Origin of the sequence: Lelliottia wanjuensis, assembly GCF_030238365.1 — a bacterium.
GTDB classification, from domain to species: domain Bacteria; phylum Pseudomonadota; class Gammaproteobacteria; order Enterobacterales; family Enterobacteriaceae; genus Enterobacter; species Enterobacter wanjuensis.
In genome coordinates this window covers 178,327-204,650 of the sequence record NZ_JASSOT010000054.1, presented here as the reverse complement: position 1 = coordinate 204,650, position 26,324 = coordinate 178,327, and the positions used below count along the sequence as shown (strand labels likewise).

Sequence of the window (26,324 nt, the reverse complement as noted above, 5' to 3'; positions counted from 1 at the left end):
GTTCTCCGTACTTATGTGCTTCAAAAATTCATAAAAAACCGATCAGATCAGTATACCGCTATTCGGTGATACGACGATAGACGGTTGGTGTGGTTTCGGGAGCTGTGTCGTCAAGTTTAATGGCCGCTTTCACCGCTTTCGCCGCTTCCTGCCAGCTGGCTTCGTCTTTGGCGTGGATCACCGCCAGCGGACGCTGTCCGTCGACGCTGTCGCCAAGACGCGCCATATCGGTAAAGCCGACGCTGTAATCAATGGTGTCCGATGCCTGACGACGTCCGCCGCCCATCGAGACGACAGCCATACCCAGCGCGCGAGTGTCCATCGCGGAAACAAACCCTTCCGCATCGGCGTACACCGCTTTGCTCAGCGTCGCGGTTGGCAGGTATTTCGCGTAGTTTTCGACGAAATCAGTTGGGCCTTTTTGCGCCGCAACCATGCGGCCAAAGATCTCCGCCGCTTTACCGTTATCCAGCACCGCCTGCAGTTTCGCGCGCGCGTCGGCGTCGTCTTTGGCAAGCTTGCCGGAGATCAGCATCTCCACGCACAGGGCCATGGTGACGTCGAGCAGACGCGGGTTGCGGTATTCGCCGGTCAGGAACTGCACGGCTTCGCGCACTTCGACGGCGTTACCGGCGCTGGAGGCCAGGACCTGGTTCATATCGGTCAGCAGCGCGGTGGTGCGCACGCCTGCGCCGTTGGAGACGCCAACGATCGCTTCGGCCAGTGCCGCAGAGAGTTCGTAGGTCGGCATAAACGCGCCGCTACCCACTTTCACGTCCATCACCAGCGCATCCAGACCTTCGGCCAGCTTTTTAGCGAGGATCGAGGCGGTGATCAGCGGAATGGAATCGACGGTCGCGGTGATGTCGCGGGTGGCGTAAAAGCGTTTATCCGCCGGAGCAAGAGAGCTGGTCTGGCCGATAATCGCCACACCAACGTCTTTAATAATGTCGCGGAAGCGCTGGTCATCCGGGAAGATATCGAAGCCCGGAATGGCTTCCAGTTTGTCGAGCGTACCGCCCGTATGGCCCAGACCACGGCCAGAGATCATTGGGATATAACCGCCGCAGGCTGCGACCATTGGGCCGAGCATCAGGGAAGTCACATCGCCTACGCCGCCGGTGGAGTGTTTGTCCACAATCGGGCCGTTGAGGTTAAGGCTTTTCCAGTCCAGGACGGTCCCTGAATCCCGCATCGCCATGGTCAGCGATACACGTTCCGGCATCGCCATATCGTGGAAGAAAATGGTCATCGCCAGGGCGGCAATCTGCCCTTCAGAGATGGTGTTGTCGCGAATACCGTTGATAAAGAAGCGGATTTCTTCGTCGCTTAATGCATGACCATCACGTTTTTTACGAATAATTTCTTGTGCGAGAAACACGGTAACCCCCAGGGGAAAGAGTAGAAGGCCGTTGTAGGCCGAGTGAGCAACGCGCCACCCGGCTGTCGTATTGATGCCGGATAGCGGCTGCGCCTTATCCAGCCTACGCCGCTACAGATCCGGCAATAAAAGACTTAGTAGCTGCTTGCGCTCTTGCCATCGCCGTGACCCAGCGCTTTCAGCAGGCTTGCCAGCAGGCTGGATGCGCCGAAGCGGTAGTGACGGGAATCCGCCCAGTCGGCGCCAAACAGTTCGTCAGCGATCGCCAGGAACTGCTGTGCGTCTTCTGCAGTACGCACGCCGCCCGCCGGTTTGAAACCAACGGTTTTGGAAACGCCCATATCGCGGATCACTTCCATCATGATGCGCGCGCTTTCTGGCGTCGCATTGACCGGCACTTTACCGGTAGAGGTTTTGATGAAATCCGCACCGGCTTTGATAGAGATTTCAGACGCTTTACGAATCAGGGCTTCTTCTTTCAGCTCGCCGGTTTCGATGATCACTTTCAGCAGCACGTTGGCCGCTGCACAGGCATCTTTACAGGCTTTCACCAGGTCAAAACCCACCTGCTCATTACCGGCGATCAGCGCGCGGTACGGGAAGACCACGTCCACTTCATCTGCACCGTAGGCAATCGCTGCGCGGGTTTCGGCCAGCGCGATGTCGATGTCGTCGTTACCGTGCGGGAAGTTGGTCACCGTCGCGATACGCACGTCAGGGGTCCCCTGGGCGTTCAGCGTTTTACGGGCAATCGGGATGAAACGTGGGTAGATGCAGATAGCAGCGGTATTGCCTACCGGCGTTTTCGCCTGATGGCACAATGCGATCACTTTTTCATTGGTGTCGTCATCGTTCAGGGTGGTCAGGTCCATCAGTTTCAACGCGCGCAGGCTGCTTGCGGTTAAATCGGTCATAACATTCTCCAACGGCTTCGCCGTATAAATTTTCACCGTGCGGGTCTGTGAGTATTCTAACATTCACCCGCATTCACACTTCGACATTCATCACAGTTAATGAAAACTGCGTACAAATTTGCATTACTGTAATGAGATCAACTTCAAACTTTACTCTTCAAACTGCTGGCTAAAACAGCATTCACCCGCGTCGGATCAAATGCCTTCGCACGATGAGTTTCTACAATCTGCCCATCATCCGCAGAATAAAAGGAAGCGAACATGTCCACCTCCGGTCTCGATGCCATGCAACAACGTTGCCAGCAAATTGTGACAAGCCCGGTACTGACGCCTGAGCAGAAACGCCATTTTCTGGCGCTGGAAGCGGAAAACAATCTGCCCTACCCCACGCTTTCAGCCGCGGCGCGCGCCGCACTGGACGAGGGGTTTATTTGCGACATGTTTGAAGGTCATGCGCCTTACAAACCGCGCTACGTTCTGCCGGACTACGCCAAATTCCTGGCGAACGGCTCAGAGTGGTTAGAGCTGGAAGGGGCGAAAGATCTCGATGACGCCCTGTCGCTACTGACTATCCTCTACCACCATGTTCCATCCGTCACATCGATGCCGGTGTTTCTCGGCCATCTCGACGCACTGCTGCAACCCTATGTTAGAATTCTAACACAAGACGAAATCGATAGCCGAATAAAACGTTTCTGGCGTTACCTCGACCGCACCCTGCCCGACGCCTTTATGCACGCCAACATCGGCCCTGCCGATACCCCCGTCACGCGCGCTATTTTACGCGCAGATGCAGAGCTGAAGCAGGTTGCACCGAATCTCACTTTCATCTACGACCCGGAAATCACGCCGGACGATTTGCTGTTAAGCGTCGCAAAAAATATTTGCGAGTGCAGTAAACCGCATATTTCTAATGGTCCGGTGAATGATAAAATTTTCACAAAAGGTCGTTATGGCGTGGTGAGTTGTTACAACTCCCTGCCGCTGGCTGGCGGTGGCAGCACCCTGGTTCGCCTCAATCTCAAGGCCATCGCCGAGAGCAGCGAATCGGTGGAAGATTTCTTTACCCGCACGCTACCGCACTACTGCCAGCAGCAGATCGCCATCATTGATGCGCGCTGTGATTTCCTTTATCAGGGATCTGGCTTCTTTGAGAATAGCTTCCTGGTGAAAGAGGGGCTGATTGATGCGGATCGTTTTGTGCCGATGTTTGGCATGTACGGTCTGGCCGAAGCGGTGAATACCCTGTGCGAGAAAGCCGGGCTGGACGGGCGTTACGGCAAAGACGATCGGGCCAATGCGCTGGGGTATCGCATCAGCGAACAGCTGGCAGCGTTTGTTGAAAACACGCCGGTGAAACACGGCTGGAAACAGCGCGCGATGCTGCATGCCCAGTCGGGTATCAGCTCGGATTCCGGCACCACGCCGGGAGCGCGTCTGCCGTACGGCGACGAGCCAGACCCGATCAGTCATCTGCTGGCCGTCGCGCCGCATCACAAACATTATCATTCGGGCATCAGCGACATCCTGACCCTGGACGAAACCATCAAGCGTAACCCGCAGGCGGTGGTTCAGCTCTGTCTCGGGGCGTTTAACGCCGGGATGCGCGAGTTCACCGCCAACGTCGCCGGGAACGATCTGGTGCGCGTCACCGGGTATATGGTGCGTCTGTCGGATCTTGAGAAATACCGCGCCGAGGGCTCTCGCACCAACACCACGTGGCTCGGGGAAGAGGCCGCACGCAATACCCGTATCCTTGAACGTCAGCCGCGCGTGATCAGCCATGAACAGCAGATGCGCTTTAGTTAGTCAGGTTATCCCCTTCTCCTGCGTGGACGGACCGGGCAGCCGCCTGGCGCTGTTCCTGCAGGGGTGTAATCTGCGCTGCAAAACCTGCCACAACCCGTGGACCATTGGTCGCTGCAATGACTGCGGCGACTGCGTGGTGCACTGTCCGAACGATGCCCTGACCCTTCAGGCCGGGCGGGTGTGGTGGCAGGAGAGCGACTGTCAGAAGTGCGATACCTGCCTGCACGTCTGCCCGCAGCAGTCCACGCCGATGGCGCACCGCTTTAGCGTGGAGGAGATCCTCGGGCAGATCCGTAAGGTCGCGCCGTTTATCGAAGGGATCACCGTCAGCGGTGGGGAAGCCACCACCCAGCTGCCGTTTCTGGTGGCGCTGTTCAGTGCCGTCAAGGCGGATGAAAAGCTCAAGCATCTCACCTGTCTGGTGGACAGTAACGGTCTGCTGAGTGAAACCGGCTGGCAAAAACTGCTGCCGGTGTTGGATGGCGCGATGCTGGATCTGAAAGCGTGGAATAACGAACATCACCGGTTCCTGACCGGGCGCGAAAACCCGCAGATCAAAAACAGCATTCGCTGGCTGGCGCACCATAAGCGGCTGACGGAGCTGCGCCTGCTGGTGATCCCCGATCGTTGCGATTATTTCGAACATCTCGGGCCGTTGAGCGCCTTTATTCACGCTCTGGGGGATGTTCCGGTACGCATCAACGCCTTTCACGCCCACGGGGTTTATGGCGAAGCGGCCAGCTGGCGCAGCGCAACAGTGGAGGATGTCGAACCTCTGGCCCTCGCGCTGGAAAAACGCCGGATCACCGTGATTCGCCCGGCGCTCTATCTATAGGGTAATGCCAAACAGATCGTGGGTGTTTTGCAGCAGCGCATCAGCGATCGCTTCAGCGGTTTCCTCACGCAATTCACATAAAGTCGTAAAGACGCGCGCCGCCTGCTCCGGGCGGTTGGGCTGGCCCTGAAAACCGTTCAGCGGCATATCCGGCGCGTCGGTTTCCAGCAGCAGGGATGAAAGGGGTAATTGCGCCATCACGTCACGGGTTTTGCTGGCGCGCGGATAGGTAATCGTCCCGCCGACGCCGATTTTGTAGCCCAGTTCAATGAAACGCTGCGCCTGCTGCAGGCTGCCGGAAAAACCGTGCACCACGCCCGTTCGCGGCAGATCGGCGCGTTTGAGATGCATCGCCAGTTTGTCGTGGGTGCGCCTCGAGTGGAGGATCACCGGCAGATCGTGGCGTTTCGCCAGTTTAAGCTGCGCGTCCAGCAGCGCCTGCTGGCGATCGAAATGCGGATCCTCGCGATAAAGATCGAGCCCGATCTCGCCTATCGCCACCAGCTTTTCTCCGGCAGTGCGAATGCAATTTTCAAGCTGATCCAGATGCGCATCCTGATGCTTTTCAATCACAATCGGATGCAGGCCCAGCGCGGCGTAGAGCGCGGAATGCGTTCGGGCCAGATCGAGCACCCGGTCGAAATTCGCCGCTTCGATGGCGGGCACGATAATCGCCTGCACACCTGCCCTGGCCGCCTGCTGAATACTTTGCGCTTCATGGCCGGTAAACGGCGGGAAATCGAAGTGGCAGTGGGTGTCGACAAAGCGGAAAGTCACGCCAGATCCTCATTGTCAAAGGTCGTGTCGTTGGCCTGCGGGGCATTCACCAGCGGCATTGTCAGGGCGTCGTTGGCCACAATCGCCGGTGGCGTGATGATGCGCTTATGCCGGTGGATCGGCGGACGCTCGGCCAGCAGTTTGCCGACGGTCGCGAGGAAATAGCGCGCGCACAAACGCCCGGTTTTGTAGTCATCACGCAGCGCAGGTATACGGCTGCCCAACGCCATGCTGTTGAGGGGTTTCGGCGGATAAATTTCGAAGATTTTCAGCTTGCCCGGCGGCTTTTCAATAAAGCGCTGCATCGCGCTGTAGCTGGTTTCATGCAAATTGGCGATGTTGACCAACGGCTGCAGACTGCTGTCCCCCAGCCATTTTTCCATCCGCTTAAACCACTGCGGGGTGTAGTACATCTGCGACGGCACGGTGCGGATCACCACGATGGTTTGTGCTCCGCGCCGCGCGGCTTCCTGAACCGGCACCGCATCGCTGATCCCGCCGTCCAGATAGTTGATCCCATCGAGCGCCGCGGCGGTGCGGTAGAAACCGGGGATCGCGCTGGAGGCGCGCAGAATATCCAGCCAGTTCTCTTTTTGCGGCGAGAAGTAGCCCGGCGTGTAGTCATCGCCCCGGCTGGCGCACATCCAGAACTCTTTGCCCGTATCGAACAGGCGAGACGCGGTGTCCATTGCCAGCGGCATCTGGCTGGCGGTGGAGTCGAGCAGCCAGTCGAGATCGATAAGATTTCCGCCGCGCACAAAGCGCAGAGGATTGAAGAAATCGCGTGAGGTGGTGTAGCGCATAATGACTTTGCGCGCATAGCCGGGCTGGTTACAGACGTAGGCGGAGAGGTTTTGCGCCCCGGCGGAGGTGCCGAAAAACAGATCGAAAGGGTTAAACTGCGCGCGCATGAACTCATCCAGCACCCCTGCGGTGAAGATGCCGCGCTGCCCACCGCCTTCGCACACCAGTGCGAGTCGTCCGACGCGAAAAGGTTTTAACGCCAACGGCGCAATATTGCCGAGCGTAACGGGAATTCTCTGGCCCACTGCTGCACCTGTTTTTCGTTTTTATATGATTACACAGTAGCGCAAACTTGCCCCATGACTCAAACCAGAAAAAGCCAGTCGCGAGGACTGGCTTTGAGTGTGGTGTTGTCGGCGTTGCTTTCCGACAGGCTGATTACGCTTAGCTAGGGACGACGGCGTCCGGTAAACAGGCTGACCAGGAACAGGATGATACCGACGACGAAGACAATTTTCGCCGCACCGGCCGCTGTACCCGCCAGACCACCAAAGCCCAGAGCGGCGGCAATTAACGCGATAACCAGAAATATAATGCCCCAACGAAACATAAAACTCTCCTTAACCATAGTTAATGTCAGCCGCTATATGTGAGCGCTCAGGTGCTCACAAGCGTTTTGTCCAAAAGTCGTTCTTATTTCGCTTTCAGATCGTTTTTGACGCTTTTAACGCCATCGACGGCTTTAGCGATAGTTTCAGCGCGTTCAACCTGCGCCTGGGAATCAACCGTACCGGACAGCTGAACCACACCATCAGTGGTTTCCACCTTCACTTTACGTGACGGCACAATGTCATCAGCTAATAGTTTAGCTTTGATTTCACTGGTGGTTGCTGTGTCACCCGCATAACCTTTCACGGACGCGTCTTTGGCATCACGCACATGCAGTTTGTCACTGACGGAAGCGACGCCTTCAACGCCTTTCGCTACGGTAACGGCCTGCTCTGCCTGCGCCTGGCTCTCAACGAAGCCGCTCAGGGTGACCACTTTCTTATCAGTTTTTACGGAAATGTCGGTGCTCTTGATGTTTTCATCATCCACCAGAGCCGCTTTCACTTTTGCTGTGATAGAGCTGTCATCCATGAAATTACCGACTTTATTCATAGAGCTATCGATTTTTTGCCCTGCGCTATCCGCGGTGGATTGCACGCTGTTTTCAGCAAGTGCAGAACCACTGACCAGAAGGCCACTCAGCGTAACGGCTAACAGAGTTTTAGAAATCTTCAGGCTTGTCATATTCATCGATGTATTCCTGTAGTTTGCTCGGAAGTTGAGCGTCAAACATCCCTTCATACTAGTTTTTAATTTTGCGAATAAACACAGGGTCGGGATGAGAGACTCATGAACACGCATTGAACAGAACTATCATCCGCGCCCGGTGTTAAACACTGAGTTAAATATAGATCACATTGACAAAGCCGCTTTCAGAATCGGGGAAAAAACGAGCAATTACGCTGAAAACGCGTTGAATTAAGAACATTCCGCAAGGGATTAATAAAGCAGGAGTTTAAGAAGAGCACGGCAGACGCCGTGCTCTGAGAGGGGATTAGTGCTCGCGAGTTTTACGGAACTGCACGTCAGGATAACGTTCCTGCGTCAGGTTCAGGTTGACCATGGTTGGGGCGATGTAGGTCAGGTTATCGCCGCCATCCAGCGCCAGCTGGATTTCGTTCTTACGTTTGAACTCTTCGAATTTCTTCACGTCAGAACACTCGACCCAGCGCGCGGTTGCCACGTTGACGGATTCGTAAATCGCTTCCACGTTGTATTCGCTTTTCAGACGCGCAACCACCACGTCAAACTGCAGCACACCCACCGCGCCGACGATCAGATCGTTGTTGGCGATTGGGCGGAAGACCTGCACCGCGCCCTCTTCGGAGAGCTGGACCAGACCTTTCAGCAGCTGTTTCTGCTTGAGCGGATCTTTCAGGCGAATACGACGGAACAGTTCCGGCGCGAAGTTCGGGATACCCGTGAACTTCATCATTTCACCCTGGGTGAAGGTGTCGCCGATCTGGATGGTGCCGTGGTTGTGCAGACCGATGATGTCGCCCGGATACGCTTCTTCCACGTGCGAACGGTCGCCCGCCATGAAGGTCAGCGCGTCGGAAATGACCACGTCTTTCCCGATGCGCACCTGGCGCAGCTTCATGCCTTTCTCGTACTTACCGGAAACCACACGCAGGAAGGCCACGCGGTCGCGGTGTTTCGGGTCCATGTTGGCCTGAATCTTAAAGACGAAACCGGTGAATTTATCTTCTGCGGCTTCCACCAGACGGGTGTCGGTTTTACGCGGCATCGGCTGCGGCGCCCACTCGACCAGACCGTCGAGCATATGGTCCACACCAAAGTTACCGAGTGCAGTACCGAAGAACACCGGCGTGATTTCCCCGGCCAGGAACAGCTCTTTGTCGAATTCGTGAGAGGCGCCTTTGACCAGCTCCAGCTCATCGCGCAGCTGATTGGCCAGCTCTTCGCCAACGGCAACGTCCAGATCCGGGTTGTCCAGACCTTTCACGATGCGTACTTCCTGGATGGTGTGACCTTTACCGGTCTGGTACAGGTACACTTCATCTTTATAGAGGTGGTAAACGCCCTTGAACAGCTTACCGCAGCCGATCGGCCAGGTGATTGGCGCACAGGCGATTTTCAGCTCGCGCTCCACTTCATCCATCACTTCCATCGGATCGCGGATGTCGCGGTCGAGTTTGTTCATGAAGGTCAGGATCGGCGTATCGCGCAGACGGGTGACTTCCATCAGCTTACGGGTCCTGTCTTCAACGCCCTTCGCGGCGTCGATGACCATCAGACAGCAGTCAACCGCCGTCAGGGTACGGTAGGTATCTTCGGAGAAGTCTTCGTGGCCCGGGGTGTCGAGCAGGTTCACCAGGCAGTCGTGATACGGGAACTGCATCACGGAGGTGGTAATGGAGATACCACGCTGCTTTTCCATCTCCATCCAGTCGGATTTCGCGTGCTGGCTGGAGCCACGGCCTTTTACCGTACCGGCGGTCTGAATCGCCTGTCCGAATAACAGCACCTTTTCGGTGATGGTCGTTTTACCGGCATCCGGGTGAGAAATAATGGCAAAAGTACGGCGCTTCGCCACCTCTTGCAGATAAGGAGACAACGTCATAATCAAATCTTCTTATATAAGCGCGGCCAGAGGCCACGCATCATGGAATACGAAATTGCGGCTATTTTACCCATCAATGGGGGGCAGGCAATCATTGTTTACACAGGAGTTGCTCCAGTTCGTTCAATGACGATACGGTCCAGGTCGGTTCGATACCTTCCGGCAGCGCGCGATCGTGCGCGTTCAGCCAGCAGGTCGCCAGACCGGACTTCATCCCGCCCAGAATATCGGACTCGGCGGTGTCCCCGACCATCAGCACGCGCTCGCGAGCGGGATGACCGGCTTTTTCCAGCGCATAGTCAAAAATACGCGGATCGGGTTTGGGCACGCCCACCTGCTCGGAGATCACCAGCGCATCGAAATGATCGCGCAGGCCCGTGCGTTCCAGGCGGATCTGCTGCAGAGCGGTAAAGCCGTTGGTGATGATGCCAAGCTTCACGTTGCCTTTAAGCGCGTTCAGCAGGGAAATCGCCCCTGGCAATGGCGCGCAAATCTCGGCCATCGCGTTGAGAAACGCCTCATTCAGCGCGCCGGGAGAGACGTTCAGACGCTCAGACCAGCCCTGAAAACGCTGATGCTGGAGCTGTAACGCCGAGATGGCACCGTTCTGGTAATCCACCCAAAGCGGCTTATTCACCGCCTGATAGTCCTGAAAATCTTCTGCGGTAAAGGTGACGCTGTAGTCTAAAAACATCCGCTGTAGGCCGCCAAACGAATCGAACGTAAACAGCGTTTCGTCGGCGTCAAAGAAAATCCAGTCCCATTTCATCGTTACAACCTTATTCGTTATCCAAGCGGTAGCGCCATGATGATGGCGTCTTCGCGTCCCTCGGCAGTCGGGTAGTAGTTACGGCGAATTGTCGCCTCGTTAAAACCTAAGCTTTCGTAGAGTGCGATGGCGGCGGTATTGGAGGCGCGAACCTCCAGCCACAGGGTGAAGACGTCACGCGTCTCCAGCTCGCGAATCAAAAATTCCAGCAGTTCTCTGCCTAATCCCCGGCGTTGATACGCGGGATCGACGGCGATGTTAAACAGCGTCGCTTCGTCCAGCACGACCTGGGTAATGGCAAACGCGGCCATTTCACCCTCGACATCCAGACGGAAATTTAAATAGCGCTCACCCTGATTGCTGGCAAATGTTTTTTCGCTCCACGGAAAAGCGTGGGCGCGCGTTTCAATCGCGAACGCTGATGCGAGATCAGTCGTCGTGAGGGAAGAAATCGTGTTCATATTCGCAGATTTGTTGCCATAGCGCGCTTCGCGCCTTTGGGTTTGCTTTCAATTCTTCCAGTGCGGCCGTGCGAAGTTGACCGCCCTCAAGGGGAGTCTCCTCCGTTACGCCCAGCCGCCAGCTGTTGCAGCGGCTCTCCGGCGGCAGCATCGCCACGCGATCGGGCGTCAGCTGTAACACCTGATCTGCGCTCACTTTTAAGGTGCGCAGAACGTCGCTGACCAGCGTGTCAGTGAGTGCAGGAAGTTCTTCGGCCACCATGACCAGACGAACGTGTGCCGGAATAGAGATGGCGATTTCGCCCTGCAACGCCGTCGGGCGACGCAGAGACCACTGGGTAATACCCAGCTGCTGTAACTGCCAGTCACGTCGGGATGTCATAGGGAAAACTCCTGTCTGTCAGGCGCGCAAATATAGCAAATTCGTCGTATATCCGCCAACAAACTACTATAATCCCCGGCTGAGTTTATTGAGGAACAATTCATGTCTGCATTTACCCCGGCAAGTGAAGTCTTGCTGCGTCACAGTGATGATTTCGAAGAAAGCCGTATTCTGTTTGCCGGAGATATGCAGGACGATCTGCCTGCCCGTTTCGAATGCGCCGCAAGCCGCGCCCATACCCAGCAATTCCACCACTGGCAGGTCTTGAGCCGTCAGATGGAAGATCGCGCACGTTTCAGCCTGGTCGCAGAGCAGAGCGATATCGCCGATTGCGATACGCTGATCTACTACTGGCCGAAGAACAAACCTGAAGCCCAGTTCCAGCTAATGAACCTGCTGTCGATGATGCCGGTGGGCAGTGATGTTTTCGTCGTCGGCGAAAACCGCAGCGGCGTGCGTAGCGCAGAGCAGATGCTGGCGGAATACGCGGCGCTGAACAAAATCGACAGCGCGCGCCGCTGTGGTTTGTATCACGGTCGTCTGGAAAAACAGCCGGAATTTGATGCCGAAAAAGCCTGGGGCGAATATCAGCTCGAAGGGTTAACCATCAAGACCTTACCTGGCGTCTTTAGCCGCGACGGTCTGGATCTGGGTAGCCAGCTGCTGCTCTCCACTTTCACTCCGCACACCAAAGGGAAAGTGCTGGATGTCGGCTGCGGCGCAGGCGTGTTGTCTGCCGTGCTCGCCAGCCACTCACCGAAAGTGCGCCTGACCCTGTGCGACGTGAGCGCGCCAGCCGTGGAAGCGAGTCGTGCAACCCTGGCGGCCAATGAATTCGAAGGCGAAGTCTTTGCCAGCAACGTCTTCTCTGAAGTGACGGGCCGTTTCGATATCATTATCTCCAACCCGCCGTTCCACGACGGCATGGAAACCAGCCTCGAAGCGGCACAGACGCTGATCCGTGGCGCAGTACGTCACCTCAACAGCGGCGGTGAGCTGCGCATCGTGGCCAACGCCTTCCTGCCTTATCCAAAACTGCTGGATGAGATTTTTGGCTTCCACGAAGTGCTGGCCCAGACCGGTCGTTTTAAAGTCTACCGCACGGTGATGACCCGTCAGGCGAAGAAGTAATTTCCCGTCCGCCCGGCTGTGAATCACGGTCCGGGCGATACAAATGCCCATTTTTGCAGCAATCAAAACATCCTGGGCAATTATCTGTTGACGGAAAGCTGAAAACATCTAGAATGCGCCTCCGTGGTTGCGATACTTTTTAAGTATTGATGGTATGCGACGGTGGCGGAATTGGTAGACGCGCTAGCTTCAGGTGTTAGTGTCTTTACGGACGTGAGGGTTCAAGTCCCTCCCCTCGCACCACAAACCATGTTTGATATTGTTCTCCCCGGGCGACGGTGGCGGAATTGGTAGACGCGCTAGCTTCAGGTGTTAGTGTCTTTACGGACGTGGGGGTTCAAGTCCCCCCCCTCGCACCAACGAGGCGATATCAAAAAGAATAAGATAACAGTGCGAAGGTGGCGGAATTGGTAGACGCGCTAGCTTCAGGTGTTAGTGTTCTTACGGACGTGGGGGTTCAAGTCCCCCTCTTCGCACCACTTATCTTATCTCCTCCCTGATTTCTCTCTGCTTCTCCCTGTTATTTCAAACTCATCATTATCACCAGCATTCCACTGATTAACGCAACGCATGATGGCAGCAAGACGAAATGTCGTAGCTGTTTGTGCCAGATCATTCCTGATGTGACCAAAAGACCCGAGACAATAATCGCTTTCCAGACATCCAATGAGAGATCGGCGAATGTCAGCCCGGCAATAACGATCCCCGGCAGCAGCACACCCCATCCACTTCCCAGCGCCTTGCTCAACATGTTTTTCTCTCTCAATGAGATAATGATAACCAATATCATATGATAGGTTTTCTCATTTGTCAGCACTGGCCAACACAATCCGTCAACCTTTACCTTTCCCGTAATGACAGGAAATGTGTAAGGTGATAAATTGCACACCTGTTAACTATTTATAATAATTTTCTGATAATTTAGCCCCTGATAATTTCGCAGTTTTTGACTCACATCGGCAGCCATTAGTTTGATTTAATTCAGCATTACTAAAAAAATACCGACATGACAGCACAATCCTGGCGTTCATTACGTCACAAGAAATATCAGTTATCTTTACGTTTATTTTTGTTCCTGAACACCGTGTCAGCGCTTTTCACTGTGCTGAATCCGCTGTACACCGTGCATACGCTCACCCTGCCCGTCGCACTCATTTTCACACTCAGCCTGTCGCTACTCATCTGGCACTGGAAAAACAAAACCCGACAGATCAATATTCCGCTGATTTCACTCATCTTTGGTGGCATCTGGGCCTGGCATATTGCCTGGAAATTTATGCATATCACGCAGGATCCGTTCACCTTTCTTCTGGTGGCGTTGTTGAGCGTGTTGTTTATTGGCTCGCTGGCATTTGCGAGTGATATCAAAGCCTTTACCATTCATTCTCTGCCGACGTTTCTCGTTTGTCTGTGGTTTAGCCCTCCTGAACACTGGCCGCGCATCGTCTACTCTCTCGCCCTGCCGATGATTGGGATTGCGATCCATCACGTCATTCAAAAACGTAACGACCGCTTTGCCCAGGACCTGCTCTATCGGCTGCTTGAGGAGCGAGAAACGCTGAACGATCTGAGTATGATGGACCCGCTGACCGGTCTGTATAACCGCCGCGGCCTGCAGAACCGCCTGGAGAACCTCCCGACGCTGGAACAGGGCGAGCACTTCGTCCTGCTGCTCGATATCGACCATTTCAAAGCCTACAACGATCACTACGGCCATATGATGGGCGACCAGGCGCTGATTCGGGTCTCCGCCGGGATCCGCGACGCGGTACGTTCCCGGGATATCGTCGCCCGCTTTGGCGGGGAAGAGTTTATGGTGCTGCTGACCAGCGTCACGCTCGATCAGGCGCGCCAGACCGCAGAGCGCATTCGCCAGAAGGTTTACGACCTGAAAATCCCCCATATGTTTAATGAGAGCGTGGCGACGAACGTCACCATCAGTATCGGCATCGCGATTTATGAGTCAGAAGATATCGAAGGGGCGCTCGAAAAAGCCGATAAAGCGCTGTACGAAGCCAAGCACATGGGACGCAACAATATCCTCTTTAGCCCTGAGCTGCAGGCAGGATAAGCCCCGCATCTCGCTTTGCCGACAAAAGGCTTGCGATCGGTTTACTCTATAGCTAGGATTGGCAATCATTATCATTTAGATTCCTATCCTGGTTCCCTATGGCCACACGTTCCGCGCAAATCGTTGATCCTATCCTCTGGCGAGCCCCGCTCTCAGCCGGGCGTACGACGCTTGCGGATTCCGTACGGGAAACCATCGCCGAACATCGCGCCTACCTGCTGGATTTCATCAAGCTGGATGAAGCGCATCCGCACCAGGCCATGACGCTGGCGCAGTGGCGTCGCCCGGCCGAAATGCAGTCTTTGCTGGCGGTCTACTCCGATCATATCTATCGCAACCAGCCAAATCTCGCGCGTGAAAACAAACCGTTGCTCTCCCTGTGGGCGCAGTGGTACATCGGCCTGATGGTGCCGCCGCTGATGATTGCCCTGTTAACTCAGGATGCCGCGCTGGATCTTTCCCCGGAACATTTCTTTGTCGAATTTCATGAGACCGGCCGTGCCGCCTGTTTCTGGATTGACGTGCATGAAGACAGGAATGCCACGGTGCTGTCCGCGCAGGAGCGGATGGAAACGCTGGTGACGCAGGCACTCATTCCGGTGGTGAATGCACTGGAGGAGACCGGTGAGATTAACGGCAAGCTTATCTGGAGTAATACCGGGTATTTGATTCACTGGTATCTGACGGAGATGAAAGCGGTGCTGGGTGATGAGACCGTCGACGCTCTGCGCCAGTCCTGCTTCTTTGCCAAACAGCTCTCAAATGGTCAGGATAACCCGCTGTTCCGCACCGTGGTACCGCGCGACGGGCTGCTGGTGCGTCGCACCTGCTGTCAGCGCTATCGCCTGCCGGATGTGCAGCAGTGTGGGGATTGTACGCTGAAATAACTGGAGTCCCCTCTCCCACGGGGAGAGGGCGCAAACACTAAAAACGGCAACTTGCGTTGCCGTTTTGCTTTTTTGTTTAAGCCACCTGCTGACTATCCTCTTCCGCACGCTGTGCTTCTTCAGCTTCCTGCTCCAGAAGCTGCTTCTCGTACACTTTGAAGAACGGGTAGTAGATGATCGCCGAGACCAGCGCCAGCAGAATCACCAGCACCGCCGCACGGAAGTCCCAGCCCAGCGCCCACGCAGCCCCAACCGGAGCCGGAGCGGTCCACGGCACCACTGAAATCACGCGTCCAATCAGATCCAGCTTCATGGCAGCCCATGCGAGCACGGCGTTGACCATCGGTGCCAACAGGAACGGGATGAAGAACACCGGGTTCATCACGATCGGCGTACCAAAGATCACCGGTTCGTTAATGTTGAAGAAGCTTGGAACCACGCTCAGACGGCCAATGGAACGCAGGTGCGCGGAACGGCTGCGCAGATAGCAGATCACCAGTCCCATCGTGGCGCCAGAGCCACCGATGACGATGAAGAAAGTCCAGAACGCTTCCATAAAGATATGCGGCAGCGGCGCGCCCTGCGCCAGTGCAGTCTGGTTCATCCCAAGGTTGGTCAGCCAGAACATCTGCAGCATGCCTGAGACAATCGCCGCACCGTGGATCCCGGCAAACCACAGCAGGTGGCCGATCAGCACCGCCAGCAGGATAGCAGGCAGAGAATCTGCCGCAGAGACCAGCGGTTTGAAGATGGACATGATCGCCTGAGGGATCAGCATGTCGAACTGGGACTGAATAAACAGGCTCAGCGGATAGAGCGTCAGCACCACGACCAGCACCGGAATCAGCAGATCAAAGGAGTTTTTGATCATCGGTGGAACCTGGTCCGGGAGACGAATACCAATGTTGTGCGCCTTCAGGAAACGCATCATTTCCACGCAGTAGACCGCCACCAGAATCGCGGTAAAGATCCCCGTTCCGCCCAGGCTATCGACCGGCATTGCCCCTTTGGTTTTCGGTGCAGCCACCAGCAAAAACGCCATCAGTGACAGCATCGCGCACATGAACGGGTCGAGCTGATGCGACTTCACGTAATGCTTGCCCAGGTTGTAGGCAATCGCCGCGCAGATGTAGATCGACATGATACCCATGGTCATATCGAAAGGTGTGAGGATCTGACCTTCAAACTGTTTCGCCATATCCAGCCACGCGCGGGCAAAGCCCCAGGTGGTGTCCGGCGAGAAAGGCGGATAAGCAAAGACAAGCAAGAATGATCCGACAATCATAAATGGCATCGCGGAAATAAATCCGTCGCGAATCGCCATCACGTGACGCTGGGATGAGATGCGCCCGGCGACGGGACTGACATAGTTTTCAACGAATCGGAAAATAAGATTAAACGCAGCATGGTTGGCAGACATTGTGGCTCTCCTGTCAGACGTTCAGTTTGGACGCAAACGCGCCACACGGTGTTCCACATATCAGTGTCACCACCTTGCCAGTTCGTTTACCAGCGGTACAGCTCGGACTGATTGGTTTCATAATCGACTCTTATTATGGGATACAGGGGAAGTTACATCGTCAGTATTAATCTCTCCCGTGCACTCTGCAACCGGTTACTGTAACCGGTTTCCGTGAATGTGAAGGCGATCCAGAAATCGGGTGAACAGGATATTTGTTACCTAAGAGATATTTACAGAGCATAATTTCTTATGACAGATTACGCAGGATATTTGTCAGGAGATAACAATGAGTTTGCAGTCTGTACGACAATTTTTTGCTGACAATGCCCCGGATATTGATGTCATTGAGCTTAGCCAAAGCACCGCAACGGTTGCGCTGGCCGCGGCCGCTCATCACGTCGAGCCGGGACAGATAGCGAAAACCTTATCACTGAAGGTCAAAAATGAAGTGGTACTGGTTGTCGCCAAAGGCGATGCACGCCTGGACAACAAAAAACTGAAAAGCGTGTTTGGCGCGAAAGCGCGGATGTTATGCAGTGATGAAGTGGTGACACTCACCGGACACCCTGTCGGCGGAGTCTGTCCCTTTGGCCTGGAGAATCCTCTGGCCGTGTACTGCGACATTTCATTAAAACAATATGAGGAAGTGCTGCCTGCCGCGGGCTCCATCCACAGCGCCGTACGCATCGCGCCAGAAAGAATGGCAGAGCTGACGTCGGCGAAATGGGTAGATGTCTGCATTTGATCGTTGCGCCAGATCCCTCTGGCGCAGAGACAGGCTATGACGCAGCCCGTAGCTGCGGCTCGCGCATCGGCAGATGCCCCAGAATGTCCGCCGCATCCAGAAGACCGACGTCAGAATTCACCCCAAGTTTGATCATCGCATTATATTTGTGAGCGCGAACGGTTTTGATATTACGCGCAAGCTGCTCCGCGATTTCAGGTATCGAAAAGCCCGCCGCCAGATACCGCAAAATGGCCCGCTCTGTTGGGCTGAGCATTCTGCAATGGCTCCCGTGCCAGTGGACAAACTCGTTGTTATTGACGCTACCCGTTTCACTGAGCAGGGTGGCAAGCTGATTTTGCAGCTCCGCCAGCGATGCCGATTTACTGATAATCCCGTGCAGACGAGAAGGCGACAGCTGACCAATCAGCCTTGCCTCTGCGTCGTCTGCCGCCAGGATAATACGCTGTATCTCACTGTGTGAATAAGCCAGTTCACGCAGAGAAATCAGACAGTTTCTTCGTTCTTCTCGCGCATCTGAGAGCGAATAGATCACTGAGAAAAAAGGGGTTTGTGAAAGAGCCGTTTTAAAACTCGCGAAATCTTTAAACAGATGAAGTTGATATTGGCTTAATGGCGCGAGTGCAAAAAGGTGTTCAAGCCCTGCGGCGCTCATTGAGCATTGGTCTACGACAGCAATATCTCTTCCTGAGGCATTTGTTTCCATTCCTTTTGCTCTCCATAGGCTGAGATTAAATTCAGCTCTCTCATTCCCTGCGTGCTGTTGATCCAGGCGTACATTTCCGCATTACCGTGCAGTGATAACCGACGCATTGCGCTATTCTTTTGGGCACTGACGGTTTTATTGCTTTTTTTCAATAACGTCGCGATTTGGTTAATTCCCCAGCCTTTCCCCAGAAGACGTAACACTTTACGCTCCGAGAGGGTCAGCATTATCGAGGCTTTATACTCTTCGCCACCGTTTCGCGGGTCAGGTGATAACAATGCCTGGCTTATCCGGTCTGAATATTCACTGCCCGCCCGGATGGCATTGACGACGCCTTCAATCGGCTCCATATCCGAAAGCAGCGTGCTTTCAGGGCGCACCAGGAACTCAACGGCAAGGGGGTACAGGGCGCGCGAGACCAAAAATATCCAGTGGATATCCCGATATTGGCTCAATAATAAATAATAGTGTTCAAGTGCGCCCCGCGGGTCGACGTAATCCCCTGAAATATCCGCAACCACCACAGAGGCGCGATTTAGCTGCTGTAACGTCAGCTCATCCTGAGAGCGGCTAGAGACCACATCATATTCAGGAAAATGATTAGTCATCACGCCAACGAGACCGGTTTGCATTACCGGAATTTTACTTATAACGATCCCAAACTTTCCTTTTACAGGTGACATAGACCCTCCGAATCCATTCTTGATTTAATTTTATGGCATTTAATACGAATACATAGCGCTAAAGCAGGTGTCATCCCGACGCTGAATTAATTAGTACAGGTTATATTAACAGGAACAATTATAATCCAGAAAACACTAAAGCAGCGAATAATATAGTACAAAAAACAGCATAACATAATACTGAATGCGTAAAATATTAATGAGAATAAACTAAATTAATAAATTATATATTTAATAGATTGGCATTCATAAAATAAATAAAAACGCCGTGGGATCCCCTCGCCCCAACTGATTGCACAAATGTTGATCTGACCCAGAGCCAGACGGGCCGCGGTTTGTGCTAAAAGTAAACATTCAGGGGCAATCTGGCAGTTCTCATTTTCAGGGCAACAAATGCAGGCAGATCAGTCGTCACAACGCGCCGCCACGCGACTATGCATCCAGTGCGGCCTTTTTTTATTGCAACACGGTGCGGAAAGCGCCCTCGTTGAAGAGCTGTCCACACGCCTGGGCCTGGCGCTGGGGATGGACAGCGTCGAGAGTTCGATCTCCTCAAACGCGATCGTGCTGACCACCATTAAAGATGGGCAATGCCTGACGTCCACCCGTAAAAATCAGGATCGCGGCATCAATATGCACGTGGTGACGGAAGTGCAGCACATCGTAATCATGGCTGAACATAAGCTTCTGGACCAGGCCTCCGTGGAGAAACGATTTAACCAAATCAAGCCGCTGCGCTATCCGCGCTGGCTGGTAGTGGTCATGGTCGGGCTCTCCTGCGCCTGTTTTTGCAAACTGAATAACGGCGGATGGGACGGTGCCGTGGTGACCTTTTTCGCCAGCGCCGTTGCCATGTATGTGCGCCAGTTGCTGACGCAGCGCCACATGCATCCGCAGATCAATTTTTGCATCGCCGCGTTTGTCGCCACGACGGTTTCCGGCCTGCTGCTGCGCCTGCCCGTTTTCGTCAACACACCGACCGTCGCCATGGCGGCCAGCGTCCTGCTGCTGGTCCCCGGCTTCCCGCTGATAAACGCCGTCGCTGACATGTTCAAAGGGCACATCAACACCGGCCTGGCGCGCTGGGCGATTGCCAGTTTACTCACCCTCGCCACCTGTATCGGCGTGGTGATGGCGATGACACTCTGGGGGCTGCGCGGATGGGCATAATCGAGTTTTTACTGGCACTGGCGCAAGACATGGCGCTGGCCGCCATTCCCGCCGTCGGTTTTGCGATGGTCTTCAACGTACCCCATCGCGCCCTGCCCTGGTGTGCGCTGCTCGGCGCGATCGGCCACGGCTCGCGGATGGTGATGATGACCGCCGGGTTTAACATCGAATGGTCAACATTCATGGCGTCAATGCTCGTCGGTAGTATCGGCATTCAGTGGTCGCGCTGGTATCTGGCGCACCCGAAAGTCTTTACCGTGGCAGCGGTGATCCCGATGTTCCCTGGAATATCCGCCTACACCGCGATGATCTCGGCGGTGAAGATCAGCCACTTCGGCTACAGCGAGCCGCAGATGATCCTGCTGCTGAGCAATTTCCTCAAAGCCTCGTCCATCGTCGGCGCGCTCTCTATCGGCCTGTCGATCCCCGGTTTGTGGCTCTACAGAAAGCGTCCGCGCGTTTGAATTTGTGTTATCCCGCTGCCATGGCGATAATCCCTGCATTCTGTTTGGCGATGTAAGGAGTGGCAGTGGCTAACCCTGGCAGCGAATTCCCCGACCACCATGATGATTTCAGCCTGAAGGACAAGATTTTTCAGAGCGCGATTACTCTGTTCGCCGAATACGGTTTGAACGGCGCGCGCATGGAGCAGATTGCCGAGAAAGCTGGCACCACCAAACGCATGGTGGTTTATCACTATAAAAACAAAGAGAACCTCTATCTCCAGACGCTGGAGTACGTCTACACCCAGATCCGCGCCAGCGAAAAGCAGCTTAGCCTGTCAGGGCTTCCGCCCGTCGAAGCGCTGGTCCATCTGGTGGAAGCGACCTTTGACTATCACGCCGATCACCCGGATTACATTCGCATCATCTGCATGGAGAACATGCAGCGTGGCCGCTTTATGCAGCAATCCAGCTACCTGCGTCAGGTTAACCGCAGCGCGCTCGAACTGCTGGAAGCAATTCTGCAGCGCGGCAAAGAGAAGCAGCTGTTTAACCAGACCGTCGATGCGCGCGATCTGCACCGCCTGATCAGCAGCTTTAGCTTCCATTACGTCGCCAACAGCTACACTTTCACCCTGCTGTTTGAAGACGGTGCCGATGAGCAAGCCCAGCGCCAGCACTATCGCAAAATGGCGGTGCAGGTAGCCCTTCGCTACACCTGCCCTTAAAATCGCTTGCAATTAAATCGTGCACTACCTATATTCACTTCATGAACGCGAAAACGAACGACACCACCGCTGCGCTGATGCTGGATAACCAGCTCTGTTTTGCCCTCTACTCGGCAAACCTGGCGCTCAATAAGCTGTACCGGCAACTGCTGGCGCCGCTTAACCTGACCTACCCGCAGTATCTGGTGATGCTGATTCTGTGGGAGCAGGATGACATCACGGTGTCGGAGATTGGCGAGCGTCTGTTCCTGGATTCCGCCACGCTCACCCCGCTGCTGAAACGCATGGAAAGTGCCGGTTTGCTTGTCCGTCAGCGCTCGCGCCAGGATGAGCGCCAGGTCGCTGTCACGCTGACCGACGACGGTCGCGCGCTCCAGCAGCAGGCAAAAAGTATCCCTGAGGCCGTCGGCTGCGCCGCGCAGTGCGATGCGGATTCCATGCTCGCGCTCAAGCAGCAGCTCGAGCAACTGCGTCAGCAGCTCCATCGCGCCTGAGGCTATAGTTAATTAGATTCTGTTCACCCATATATATCGTGCACTATTTAATAGTACACATAACCGTAAGATGAGGAACCTGCCATGTCTTTAGAAAAAGTTGTTTATACCGCCAAAGCCAAAGCCACCGGAGGCCGTGATGGCCGTGCGACCTCTTCCGATGGCGTCCTGGACGTCAAACTGGGCGTACCGAAAGAGATGGGCGGCATGGGCGGCGAAGTGACTAACCCAGAGCAGCTGTTCGCAGCGGGTTACTCTGCCTGCTTCCTGGGCGCGATGAAGTTCGTCTCTGCCCGTGACAAAATCGCCCTGCCAAAAGACGCGTTTATCGAAGGCGAAGTGGGTATCGGTCCATTGCCGACCGGTTTTGGTATCGAAGCCAAACTGAACATCCACGTGCCAGGCATGGACGAAGCGGAAGCCAAAAAACTGGTCGACGCGGCGCACATCGTTTGCCCGTACTCCAACGCCACCCGCGGCAATATTGATGTGACCCTCAACATCATCGCGTAATTATTGCCTGCTGGCGCTGCACTTATCCGGCCTACGTTTTGGGTTTTGTAGGCCCGGTCAGCGCAGCGCCACCGGGCAGGCTAGCGGCTAAAATGCTGATGAATGGCACTTTTCCCGACAGGCGTCACCACCACCTCCCGGTACCCCGCTACCCGCTGGATCCAGCCTTTCGTTTCCAGAAAAATCAGCAGCGCCGCACCCGCCTCACCGCCCATATGAAAGCGGCGCTCGCTCCAGTCCAGACAGGCGCAGCACGCTTTGCGGCGGGAGTGAGTATTGAGTGCAATACCGAGTTTCAGGAACTGTTCGCGCCCGAGCACGGTCAGCGCGGAACCGTCCGGCTCCAGCCAGTTTTCCGCCAGCATAAAATCGTAAATCTGCACCGCGATCGTGCCCGCCAGATGGTCGTAGCAAGTCCGCGCTTCACGCATGGTTTTCGGTGCTGTGGTTTCCGGCGGCATGATGCGATTCCAGGACAACCCCATGATCTGCTCCACCAGCTCGGCGACATCATGCCCGGCAAGGCGATAATAGCGATGACGCCCCTGAGACAGACAAACGATGAGCTTGCCCTCCACCAGACGCGCCAGATGCCCGCTGGCGGTTGACGGCGCCACGTCCGCCGCCGCGCTCAGTTCCGTTGCGGTCCAGGCGCGACCGTCCATCAGGGCGCAAAGCATTTTAACCCGTGACGGATCGGCCATCGCCGCCGCAATCGCCGCGACGGCACACTCCAGCGCGTCGTTGTTTTCAGTCGGTAAACTTTTCTTCTGCACAGGCTGCCCACGTATGATTGACCTTTGCCACCAGCTTAGCATGAGCCCTGCTCCGGCTTATCACCCGAGCCATATTCCCGGACCAGCTGCACCACGCGAATGCGGTAATGGGCGAAAATCGACGCCCGCCCCTCGGCCTGCGCCGCCTTGTGAAAAACGTTTTGCTTCCAGGCGCGAATGGCCTCTTCATCCCGCCACCAGGACAGTGACAGAATTTTGCCCTCGGTGGTCAGGCTCTGAAAACGCTCGATATCGATAAAACCGTCGATATCTGCCAGCAGCGGTTTTAGCTCCGCCGCCAGCTCCAGATAGCGCGCCTGATGCGCCGGTTCGGCCCGGGCTTCAAAAAGGACTGCGATCATTGTTGGCTCTCCGTTGTGATATTCGAAGAGCATGCAGGGGAATCAGGAGGGATGCTTCGGTGAGGAGCGAAATGTCGGTATTGCCGGATGGCGCTGCGCTTATCCGGCCTACAAAATCGTTAGACCCGGTCATACACAACGCCATCCGGCATTGCCCTTGTAGGCCCGGTAAGCGCAGCGCCACCGGGCATCTAAGCGATGAAGAACTATTCCAGGTTAGCCTTGTTCAACCCGTAAGCCACGTCCATCGCGCCAGGTTCCATGCGCGAGGTGATCCCCAGGCGGTTCCAGGCGTTGATCGCCACGATGGCGAAGTTCAGCTCGGAAATCTCGGTGTCGGAGAAGTGCTCGGACACGTTGCGGTACAGCTCGTCGCTGATCCCTTCCACGGTGATGTGCGTCAGGGCTTCGGTGAAGGCCAGCGCGGCTTTCTCGCGGGCGCTGAAAAGCGGAGATTCGCGCCAGACCGTCAGGTGATACAGGCGCAGCTCGCGCTCACCGGCGATTTTCGCCTCTTTCGAGTGCATATCCAGGCAGAACGTACAGCCGTTCAGCTGGGAAACGCGGATGTCGATCAGGTGCTTAAGGGCCGGTTCGATGGAGGTTTTGCCGACTGCCATGCTCAGATCGGACAGGGCTTTGGCCAGGGCAGGTGTGGCTTTATGGTGGTTAACGCGAGTGCTCATTGTCTTTCCTCTTATTGTGCGGCATATCAAATGCGATGGGGCAAATCTACGCCGATCATGACATAGTAAAAAGATACAAAACCGGTGAAACGAGGTAGGACATGAAATCGGGCTATCACGACATTTATACCCGCTATCGCGACAACATTACGCGCGGCGTGCTGAAGCCCGGCGACAAAGTGCCTGCCATTCGCGTGCTGGCTGAAGAGCTGAAAGTGGCACGCAAAACCGTCGAAACCGCCTATGCGATCCTGATCGGCGAAGGCTATCTAGTCAGCCAGGGCGCGCGCGGCACGCGGGTGAATCCGGATCTGAATCTCCCGGCGAAACCATCCGTCCCCGCCGAGCAGGCGACCGGCACGCTGCCGGAATCCCTGATCACCCAGCGCGAACGCGCCGGTTTTCTGCGCGCGGGCATTCCGGCGCTGGACAGTTTTCCCTATAAAAAGTGGCTGCTGCTGGCGGGTCAGGCGACGCGATCCATGCGTCAGGAGGAGATGCTGAACCCGCCGGTGATGGGCTGGGCTCCCCTGCGTCAGGCGATTGCCAGCTATCTGAATATCTCGCGCGGCTTGTCCTGCACGGCGGAGCAGGTGCTGATCACCAGCGGGTACAGCGGCAGCCTGCGGCTGATCCTCGACACGCTGGCGAGCCGCAGCGACAAAGTGGTGTTTGAAGATCCGGGCTATTTTATGGGCCAGCAGCTGCTGAAACGGATCGTCCCGCGCCTGCACACCGTCCCGGTGGATCGTTCCGGTATGGATACGGACTATCTGCTGCGCCATCACCGCGACGCCCGTTTCGCCATCGTCACGCCGTCGCACCAGAGCCCGCTGGCGGTCACCCTTTCGCTGCCGCGCAAACAGCAGTTGCTCGACTGGGCGACGCAGAATGACGCGTGGATCATTGAGGACGACTACGACGGCGAATTTCACTTCACCCGCAAAGTGCTGCCCTCGTTAAAAAGTCTCGATCGCCACGATCGGGTGATCTTTATGGGCACCTTCAGCAAAACCGTGATGCCGTCCCTGCGTATGGGCTACCTGGTGATGCCCGCCAGCACCGTCGAGGCCTTTACCGACTGCGCGGATATCGTCGCCAGCGGCCAGCCGGTGCTGACGCAAAAAATCCTCACCGCCTTTATTAACGACGGCCACTTTTTCCGCCATCTCAAAAAGATGCGCGCGCTGTATCAGCAGCGCCGCGACTGGATGATTGCCGCCCTGCGGGAAGTTTACGGCGAGCGGTTTTTCACCGAGCAAAACGACGGCGGAATGCACATCGTGGCGTTCCTGACCAAAGGCAGCTGCGACCGCGAAATCGCCCGCTGCTGGCAGGCGCAGCAGTTGCAGGTCAACGCGCTCTCCGAGTGGTATCGCGGCTCCGGCAAACGCTACGGGCTGGTGATGGGGTACAACAATGTGCGGAGCTTCGAAGAGGCGCTGGAACTGCTGCGACGCCCGCAGGCCGAGACGCTGAGCCTGCTGAAATAGCAAGTCTAGAGCGAGACTTTTTGGTAGGTGTACGGGGCGGAACAACTCTGGTTATACTCCGCGAGCTTATTTCGTCGGATTCCGACATTTTTCTAAGGACAAGAAAATGAAGTCAATTTTAGGGTTTGATTATCTGTTAACGCCGCGTGTGCTGGTCTTTTTCTACTGGATCGCCATGCTGTGTATTCTGGTTAGCGGCATCTACACCATGTTCACCGAACATCTGATTGCCGGTTTCTTTGGCATGTTCTTCGGCCTGATCGGCTGTCGCGTGATGTTCGAGCTGATCATGGTGGCGTTTAAAAATAACGAATATCTGCGCCGCATCGCGGAAAACACCAGCATCACGAAAGTCGAGTAATGTTCAGGCATTTATCTGCCGCCGTGCAGATAAATGCCTGTTGTTCAGATATTGCATGCATCATTGCGCGTTAACCCGACATCCCGCAGCTGTTCATCGCTCATGCCCTGCAGTAAGCGCCGCGTCTGCTCGCGACGACGCCATTTCACAAACGCCTGCCAGACAAAAACGAAGCCGATAAAAGGCCGGAACGGGCGGTTTTCGTTGAATTCCATGATCTTCTCCTCATGCTGTTTGAGGCTCTATCATCGTCGGAATTGGGCTTTACAATACAGATTCAAAAACAACTTTTCTTTAACATACAGATCCGCTAAAAATGAATCTGCATGGCGATTTCCGCCGCGATCT

31 protein-coding genes and 3 tRNA genes are annotated in these 26,324 nt (G+C 55.4%); 16 read left to right on the top strand and 18 right to left on the bottom strand.

Annotated elements, in window-relative coordinates; all coding sequences use genetic code 11:
- Positions 1–58: 58 nt before the first annotated feature.
- Complete coding sequence (deoA, locus tag QQF33_RS08530; RefSeq protein WP_285157679.1) at positions 59–1,381, bottom strand: thymidine phosphorylase; 1,323 nt, start codon at positions 1,379–1,381, stop codon at positions 59–61.
- A gap of 134 nt (positions 1,382–1,515) precedes the next feature.
- The gene (deoC, locus tag QQF33_RS08525) at positions 1,516–2,295 is read right to left on the bottom strand and encodes a deoxyribose-phosphate aldolase (RefSeq protein WP_285153718.1); all 780 of its coding nucleotides are present in this window, start codon (positions 2,293–2,295) and stop codon (positions 1,516–1,518) included.
- A gap of 261 nt (positions 2,296–2,556) precedes the next feature.
- On the opposite strand from deoC, the gene QQF33_RS08520 reads away from it, so the two are divergent.
- Together QQF33_RS08520 and QQF33_RS08515 are read left to right on the top strand one after the other, a co-directional pair.
- Positions 2,557–4,104: a YjjI family glycine radical enzyme gene (locus QQF33_RS08520; RefSeq protein WP_285150409.1), complete on the top strand. Its 1,548-nt coding sequence runs from the start codon at positions 2,557–2,559 to the stop codon at positions 4,102–4,104.
- On the top strand, positions 4,079–4,939 hold the full coding sequence (locus tag QQF33_RS08515) for a YjjW family glycine radical enzyme activase (protein ID WP_285157678.1): 861 nt from the start codon (positions 4,079–4,081) through the stop codon (positions 4,937–4,939). Before QQF33_RS08520 ends, QQF33_RS08515 begins: the two co-directional genes overlap by 26 nt.
- On the opposite strand, the gene QQF33_RS08510 is transcribed toward QQF33_RS08515, so the two are convergent.
- From QQF33_RS08510 to QQF33_RS08475, 8 genes are all read right to left on the bottom strand, one after another.
- The gene (locus QQF33_RS08510; protein WP_285157677.1) at positions 4,934–5,716 is read right to left on the bottom strand and encodes a TatD family hydrolase; all 783 of its coding nucleotides are present in this window, start codon (positions 5,714–5,716) and stop codon (positions 4,934–4,936) included. The genes QQF33_RS08515 and QQF33_RS08510 overlap by 6 nt on opposite strands.
- A complete protein-coding gene (locus tag QQF33_RS08505; RefSeq protein WP_282493461.1) occupies positions 5,713–6,765 on the bottom strand; it encodes a patatin-like phospholipase family protein in 1,053 nt (350 codons plus the stop codon). The genes QQF33_RS08510 and QQF33_RS08505 overlap by 4 nt, the downstream gene beginning before the upstream one ends.
- A 143-nt stretch (positions 6,766–6,908) precedes the next feature.
- A complete protein-coding gene (locus tag QQF33_RS08500) occupies positions 6,909–7,070 on the bottom strand; it encodes a DUF1328 domain-containing protein (RefSeq protein WP_002887716.1) in 162 nt (53 codons plus the stop codon).
- A gap of 83 nt (positions 7,071–7,153) precedes the next feature.
- A complete protein-coding gene (gene osmY, locus QQF33_RS08495; RefSeq protein ID WP_282493460.1) occupies positions 7,154–7,759 on the bottom strand; it encodes a molecular chaperone OsmY in 606 nt (201 codons plus the stop codon).
- A gap of 304 nt (positions 7,760–8,063) precedes the next feature.
- Positions 8,064–9,653, bottom strand: coding sequence for a peptide chain release factor 3 (gene prfC, locus QQF33_RS08490; protein WP_285157676.1), 1,590 nt, complete (start codon positions 9,651–9,653; stop codon positions 8,064–8,066).
- A 91-nt stretch (positions 9,654–9,744) separates the two neighbouring features.
- A complete protein-coding gene (gene yjjG, locus QQF33_RS08485) occupies positions 9,745–10,422 on the bottom strand; it encodes a pyrimidine 5'-nucleotidase (RefSeq protein WP_282493458.1) in 678 nt (225 codons plus the stop codon).
- A gap of 17 nt (positions 10,423–10,439) precedes the next feature.
- Entirely contained in the window at positions 10,440–10,883 is a 444-nt protein-coding gene (gene rimI / locus QQF33_RS08480; protein WP_282493457.1) for a ribosomal protein S18-alanine N-acetyltransferase, read from the bottom strand.
- On the bottom strand, positions 10,852–11,265 hold the full coding sequence (locus QQF33_RS08475) for a DNA polymerase III subunit psi (RefSeq protein WP_282493456.1): 414 nt from the start codon (positions 11,263–11,265) through the stop codon (positions 10,852–10,854). The genes rimI and QQF33_RS08475 overlap by 32 nt, the downstream gene beginning before the upstream one ends.
- A gap of 102 nt (positions 11,266–11,367) precedes the next feature.
- Here QQF33_RS08475 and rsmC point away from each other — a divergent pair, with 102 nt between their 5' ends.
- The 4 genes from rsmC (at position 11,368) to QQF33_RS08455 (ending at position 12,875) form a co-directional block, all read left to right on the top strand.
- Positions 11,368–12,396, top strand: coding sequence for a 16S rRNA (guanine(1207)-N(2))-methyltransferase RsmC (rsmC, locus tag QQF33_RS08470; protein WP_282493455.1), 1,029 nt, complete (start codon positions 11,368–11,370; stop codon positions 12,394–12,396).
- 156 nt (positions 12,397–12,552) lie between these two features.
- A tRNA-Leu gene (locus tag QQF33_RS08465) sits at positions 12,553–12,639 on the top strand.
- A gap of 29 nt (positions 12,640–12,668) precedes the next feature.
- Positions 12,669–12,755: transfer RNA gene (locus tag QQF33_RS08460), tRNA-Leu, on the top strand.
- Positions 12,756–12,788: 33 nt separating this feature from the next.
- A tRNA-Leu gene (locus QQF33_RS08455) sits at positions 12,789–12,875 on the top strand.
- 41 nt (positions 12,876–12,916) lie between these two features.
- Here the strand turns inward: QQF33_RS08455 and QQF33_RS08450 are convergent.
- Positions 12,917–13,186, bottom strand: a complete 270-nt coding sequence (locus tag QQF33_RS08450; protein WP_285157675.1) for a DUF1435 domain-containing protein — start codon at positions 13,184–13,186, stop codon at positions 12,917–12,919.
- Positions 13,187–13,402: 216 nt separating this feature from the next.
- Here QQF33_RS08450 and QQF33_RS08445 point away from each other — a divergent pair, with 216 nt between their 5' ends.
- Both QQF33_RS08445 and fhuF read left to right on the top strand, forming a co-directional pair.
- The gene (locus tag QQF33_RS08445; RefSeq protein WP_282493454.1) at positions 13,403–14,467 is read left to right on the top strand and encodes a GGDEF domain-containing protein; all 1,065 of its coding nucleotides are present in this window, start codon (positions 13,403–13,405) and stop codon (positions 14,465–14,467) included.
- A 98-nt stretch (positions 14,468–14,565) separates the two neighbouring features.
- Positions 14,566–15,354: a siderophore-iron reductase FhuF gene (gene fhuF, locus QQF33_RS08440; protein WP_285157674.1), complete on the top strand. Its 789-nt coding sequence runs from the start codon at positions 14,566–14,568 to the stop codon at positions 15,352–15,354.
- 76 nt (positions 15,355–15,430) lie between these two features.
- Here fhuF and QQF33_RS08435 read toward each other — a convergent pair whose 3' ends face one another.
- Entirely contained in the window at positions 15,431–16,774 is a 1,344-nt protein-coding gene (locus tag QQF33_RS08435; RefSeq protein ID WP_100777747.1) for a PTS sugar transporter subunit IIC, read from the bottom strand.
- 328 nt (positions 16,775–17,102) lie between these two features.
- On the opposite strand from QQF33_RS08435, the gene QQF33_RS08430 reads away from it, so the two are divergent.
- A complete protein-coding gene (locus tag QQF33_RS08430) occupies positions 17,103–17,561 on the top strand; it encodes a YbaK/EbsC family protein (RefSeq protein WP_282493452.1) in 459 nt (152 codons plus the stop codon).
- A gap of 34 nt (positions 17,562–17,595) precedes the next feature.
- Here QQF33_RS08430 and bglJ read toward each other — a convergent pair whose 3' ends face one another.
- Together bglJ and QQF33_RS08420 are read right to left on the bottom strand one after the other, a co-directional pair.
- Positions 17,596–18,216 carry a DNA-binding transcriptional activator BglJ gene (gene bglJ, locus QQF33_RS08425; RefSeq protein ID WP_285145179.1) on the bottom strand — a complete coding sequence of 207 codons (621 nt, stop codon included), beginning with the start codon at positions 18,214–18,216 and terminating at the stop codon, positions 17,596–17,598.
- 11 nt (positions 18,217–18,227) lie between these two features.
- On the bottom strand, positions 18,228–18,950 hold the full coding sequence (locus QQF33_RS08420; protein ID WP_282493451.1) for a helix-turn-helix transcriptional regulator: 723 nt from the start codon (positions 18,948–18,950) through the stop codon (positions 18,228–18,230).
- Positions 18,951–19,343: 393 nt separating this feature from the next.
- Here QQF33_RS08420 and QQF33_RS08415 point away from each other — a divergent pair, with 393 nt between their 5' ends.
- The 5 genes from QQF33_RS08415 to QQF33_RS08395 all read left to right on the top strand — a co-directional run bounded on the left by QQF33_RS08415 (position 19,344) and on the right by QQF33_RS08395 (position 22,298).
- Positions 19,344–20,120 carry a threonine/serine exporter family protein gene (locus tag QQF33_RS08415; protein WP_282493450.1) on the top strand — a complete coding sequence of 259 codons (777 nt, stop codon included), beginning with the start codon at positions 19,344–19,346 and terminating at the stop codon, positions 20,118–20,120.
- Positions 20,111–20,584, top strand: coding sequence for a threonine/serine exporter (locus QQF33_RS08410; RefSeq protein WP_282493449.1), 474 nt, complete (start codon positions 20,111–20,113; stop codon positions 20,582–20,584). The genes QQF33_RS08415 and QQF33_RS08410 overlap by 10 nt, the downstream gene beginning before the upstream one ends.
- 65 nt (positions 20,585–20,649) lie before the next feature.
- Entirely contained in the window at positions 20,650–21,291 is a 642-nt protein-coding gene (locus tag QQF33_RS08405) for a TetR family transcriptional regulator (RefSeq protein WP_285157673.1), read from the top strand.
- Between the two features lie 41 nt (positions 21,292–21,332).
- Positions 21,333–21,785 (top strand): MarR family winged helix-turn-helix transcriptional regulator, encoded by a 453-nt coding sequence (locus tag QQF33_RS08400; protein ID WP_103949857.1) that lies wholly within the window; start codon positions 21,333–21,335, stop codon positions 21,783–21,785.
- Between the two features lie 84 nt (positions 21,786–21,869).
- Complete coding sequence (locus QQF33_RS08395; RefSeq protein WP_100777755.1) at positions 21,870–22,298, top strand: organic hydroperoxide resistance protein; 429 nt, start codon at positions 21,870–21,872, stop codon at positions 22,296–22,298.
- Between the two features lie 80 nt (positions 22,299–22,378).
- Here QQF33_RS08395 and QQF33_RS08390 read toward each other — a convergent pair whose 3' ends face one another.
- The 3 genes from QQF33_RS08390 to QQF33_RS08380 form a co-directional block, all read right to left on the bottom strand.
- Positions 22,379–23,074, bottom strand: a complete 696-nt coding sequence (locus tag QQF33_RS08390) for an ArsR/SmtB family transcription factor (protein ID WP_285150401.1) — start codon at positions 23,072–23,074, stop codon at positions 22,379–22,381.
- 35 nt (positions 23,075–23,109) lie between these two features.
- Positions 23,110–23,436 (bottom strand): antibiotic biosynthesis monooxygenase family protein, encoded by a 327-nt coding sequence (locus QQF33_RS08385; RefSeq protein ID WP_285150400.1) that lies wholly within the window; start codon positions 23,434–23,436, stop codon positions 23,110–23,112.
- A 206-nt stretch (positions 23,437–23,642) separates the two neighbouring features.
- Positions 23,643–24,122, bottom strand: coding sequence for a carboxymuconolactone decarboxylase family protein (locus tag QQF33_RS08380; protein WP_285150399.1), 480 nt, complete (start codon positions 24,120–24,122; stop codon positions 23,643–23,645).
- A gap of 101 nt (positions 24,123–24,223) precedes the next feature.
- Here QQF33_RS08380 and pdxR point away from each other — a divergent pair, with 101 nt between their 5' ends.
- Positions 24,224–25,615 (top strand): MocR-like pyridoxine biosynthesis transcription factor PdxR, encoded by a 1,392-nt coding sequence (gene pdxR / locus QQF33_RS08375; protein ID WP_285150398.1) that lies wholly within the window; start codon positions 24,224–24,226, stop codon positions 25,613–25,615.
- Positions 25,616–25,721: 106 nt separating this feature from the next.
- The gene (locus QQF33_RS08370; RefSeq protein WP_282493417.1) at positions 25,722–25,976 is read left to right on the top strand and encodes a DUF4282 domain-containing protein; all 255 of its coding nucleotides are present in this window, start codon (positions 25,722–25,724) and stop codon (positions 25,974–25,976) included.
- Positions 25,977–26,020: 44 nt separating this feature from the next.
- On the opposite strand, the gene QQF33_RS08365 is transcribed toward QQF33_RS08370, so the two are convergent.
- On the bottom strand, positions 26,021–26,191 hold the full coding sequence (locus QQF33_RS08365; RefSeq protein WP_282493416.1) for a DUF1127 domain-containing protein: 171 nt from the start codon (positions 26,189–26,191) through the stop codon (positions 26,021–26,023).
- Between the last annotated feature and the right edge of the window lie 133 nt (positions 26,192–26,324).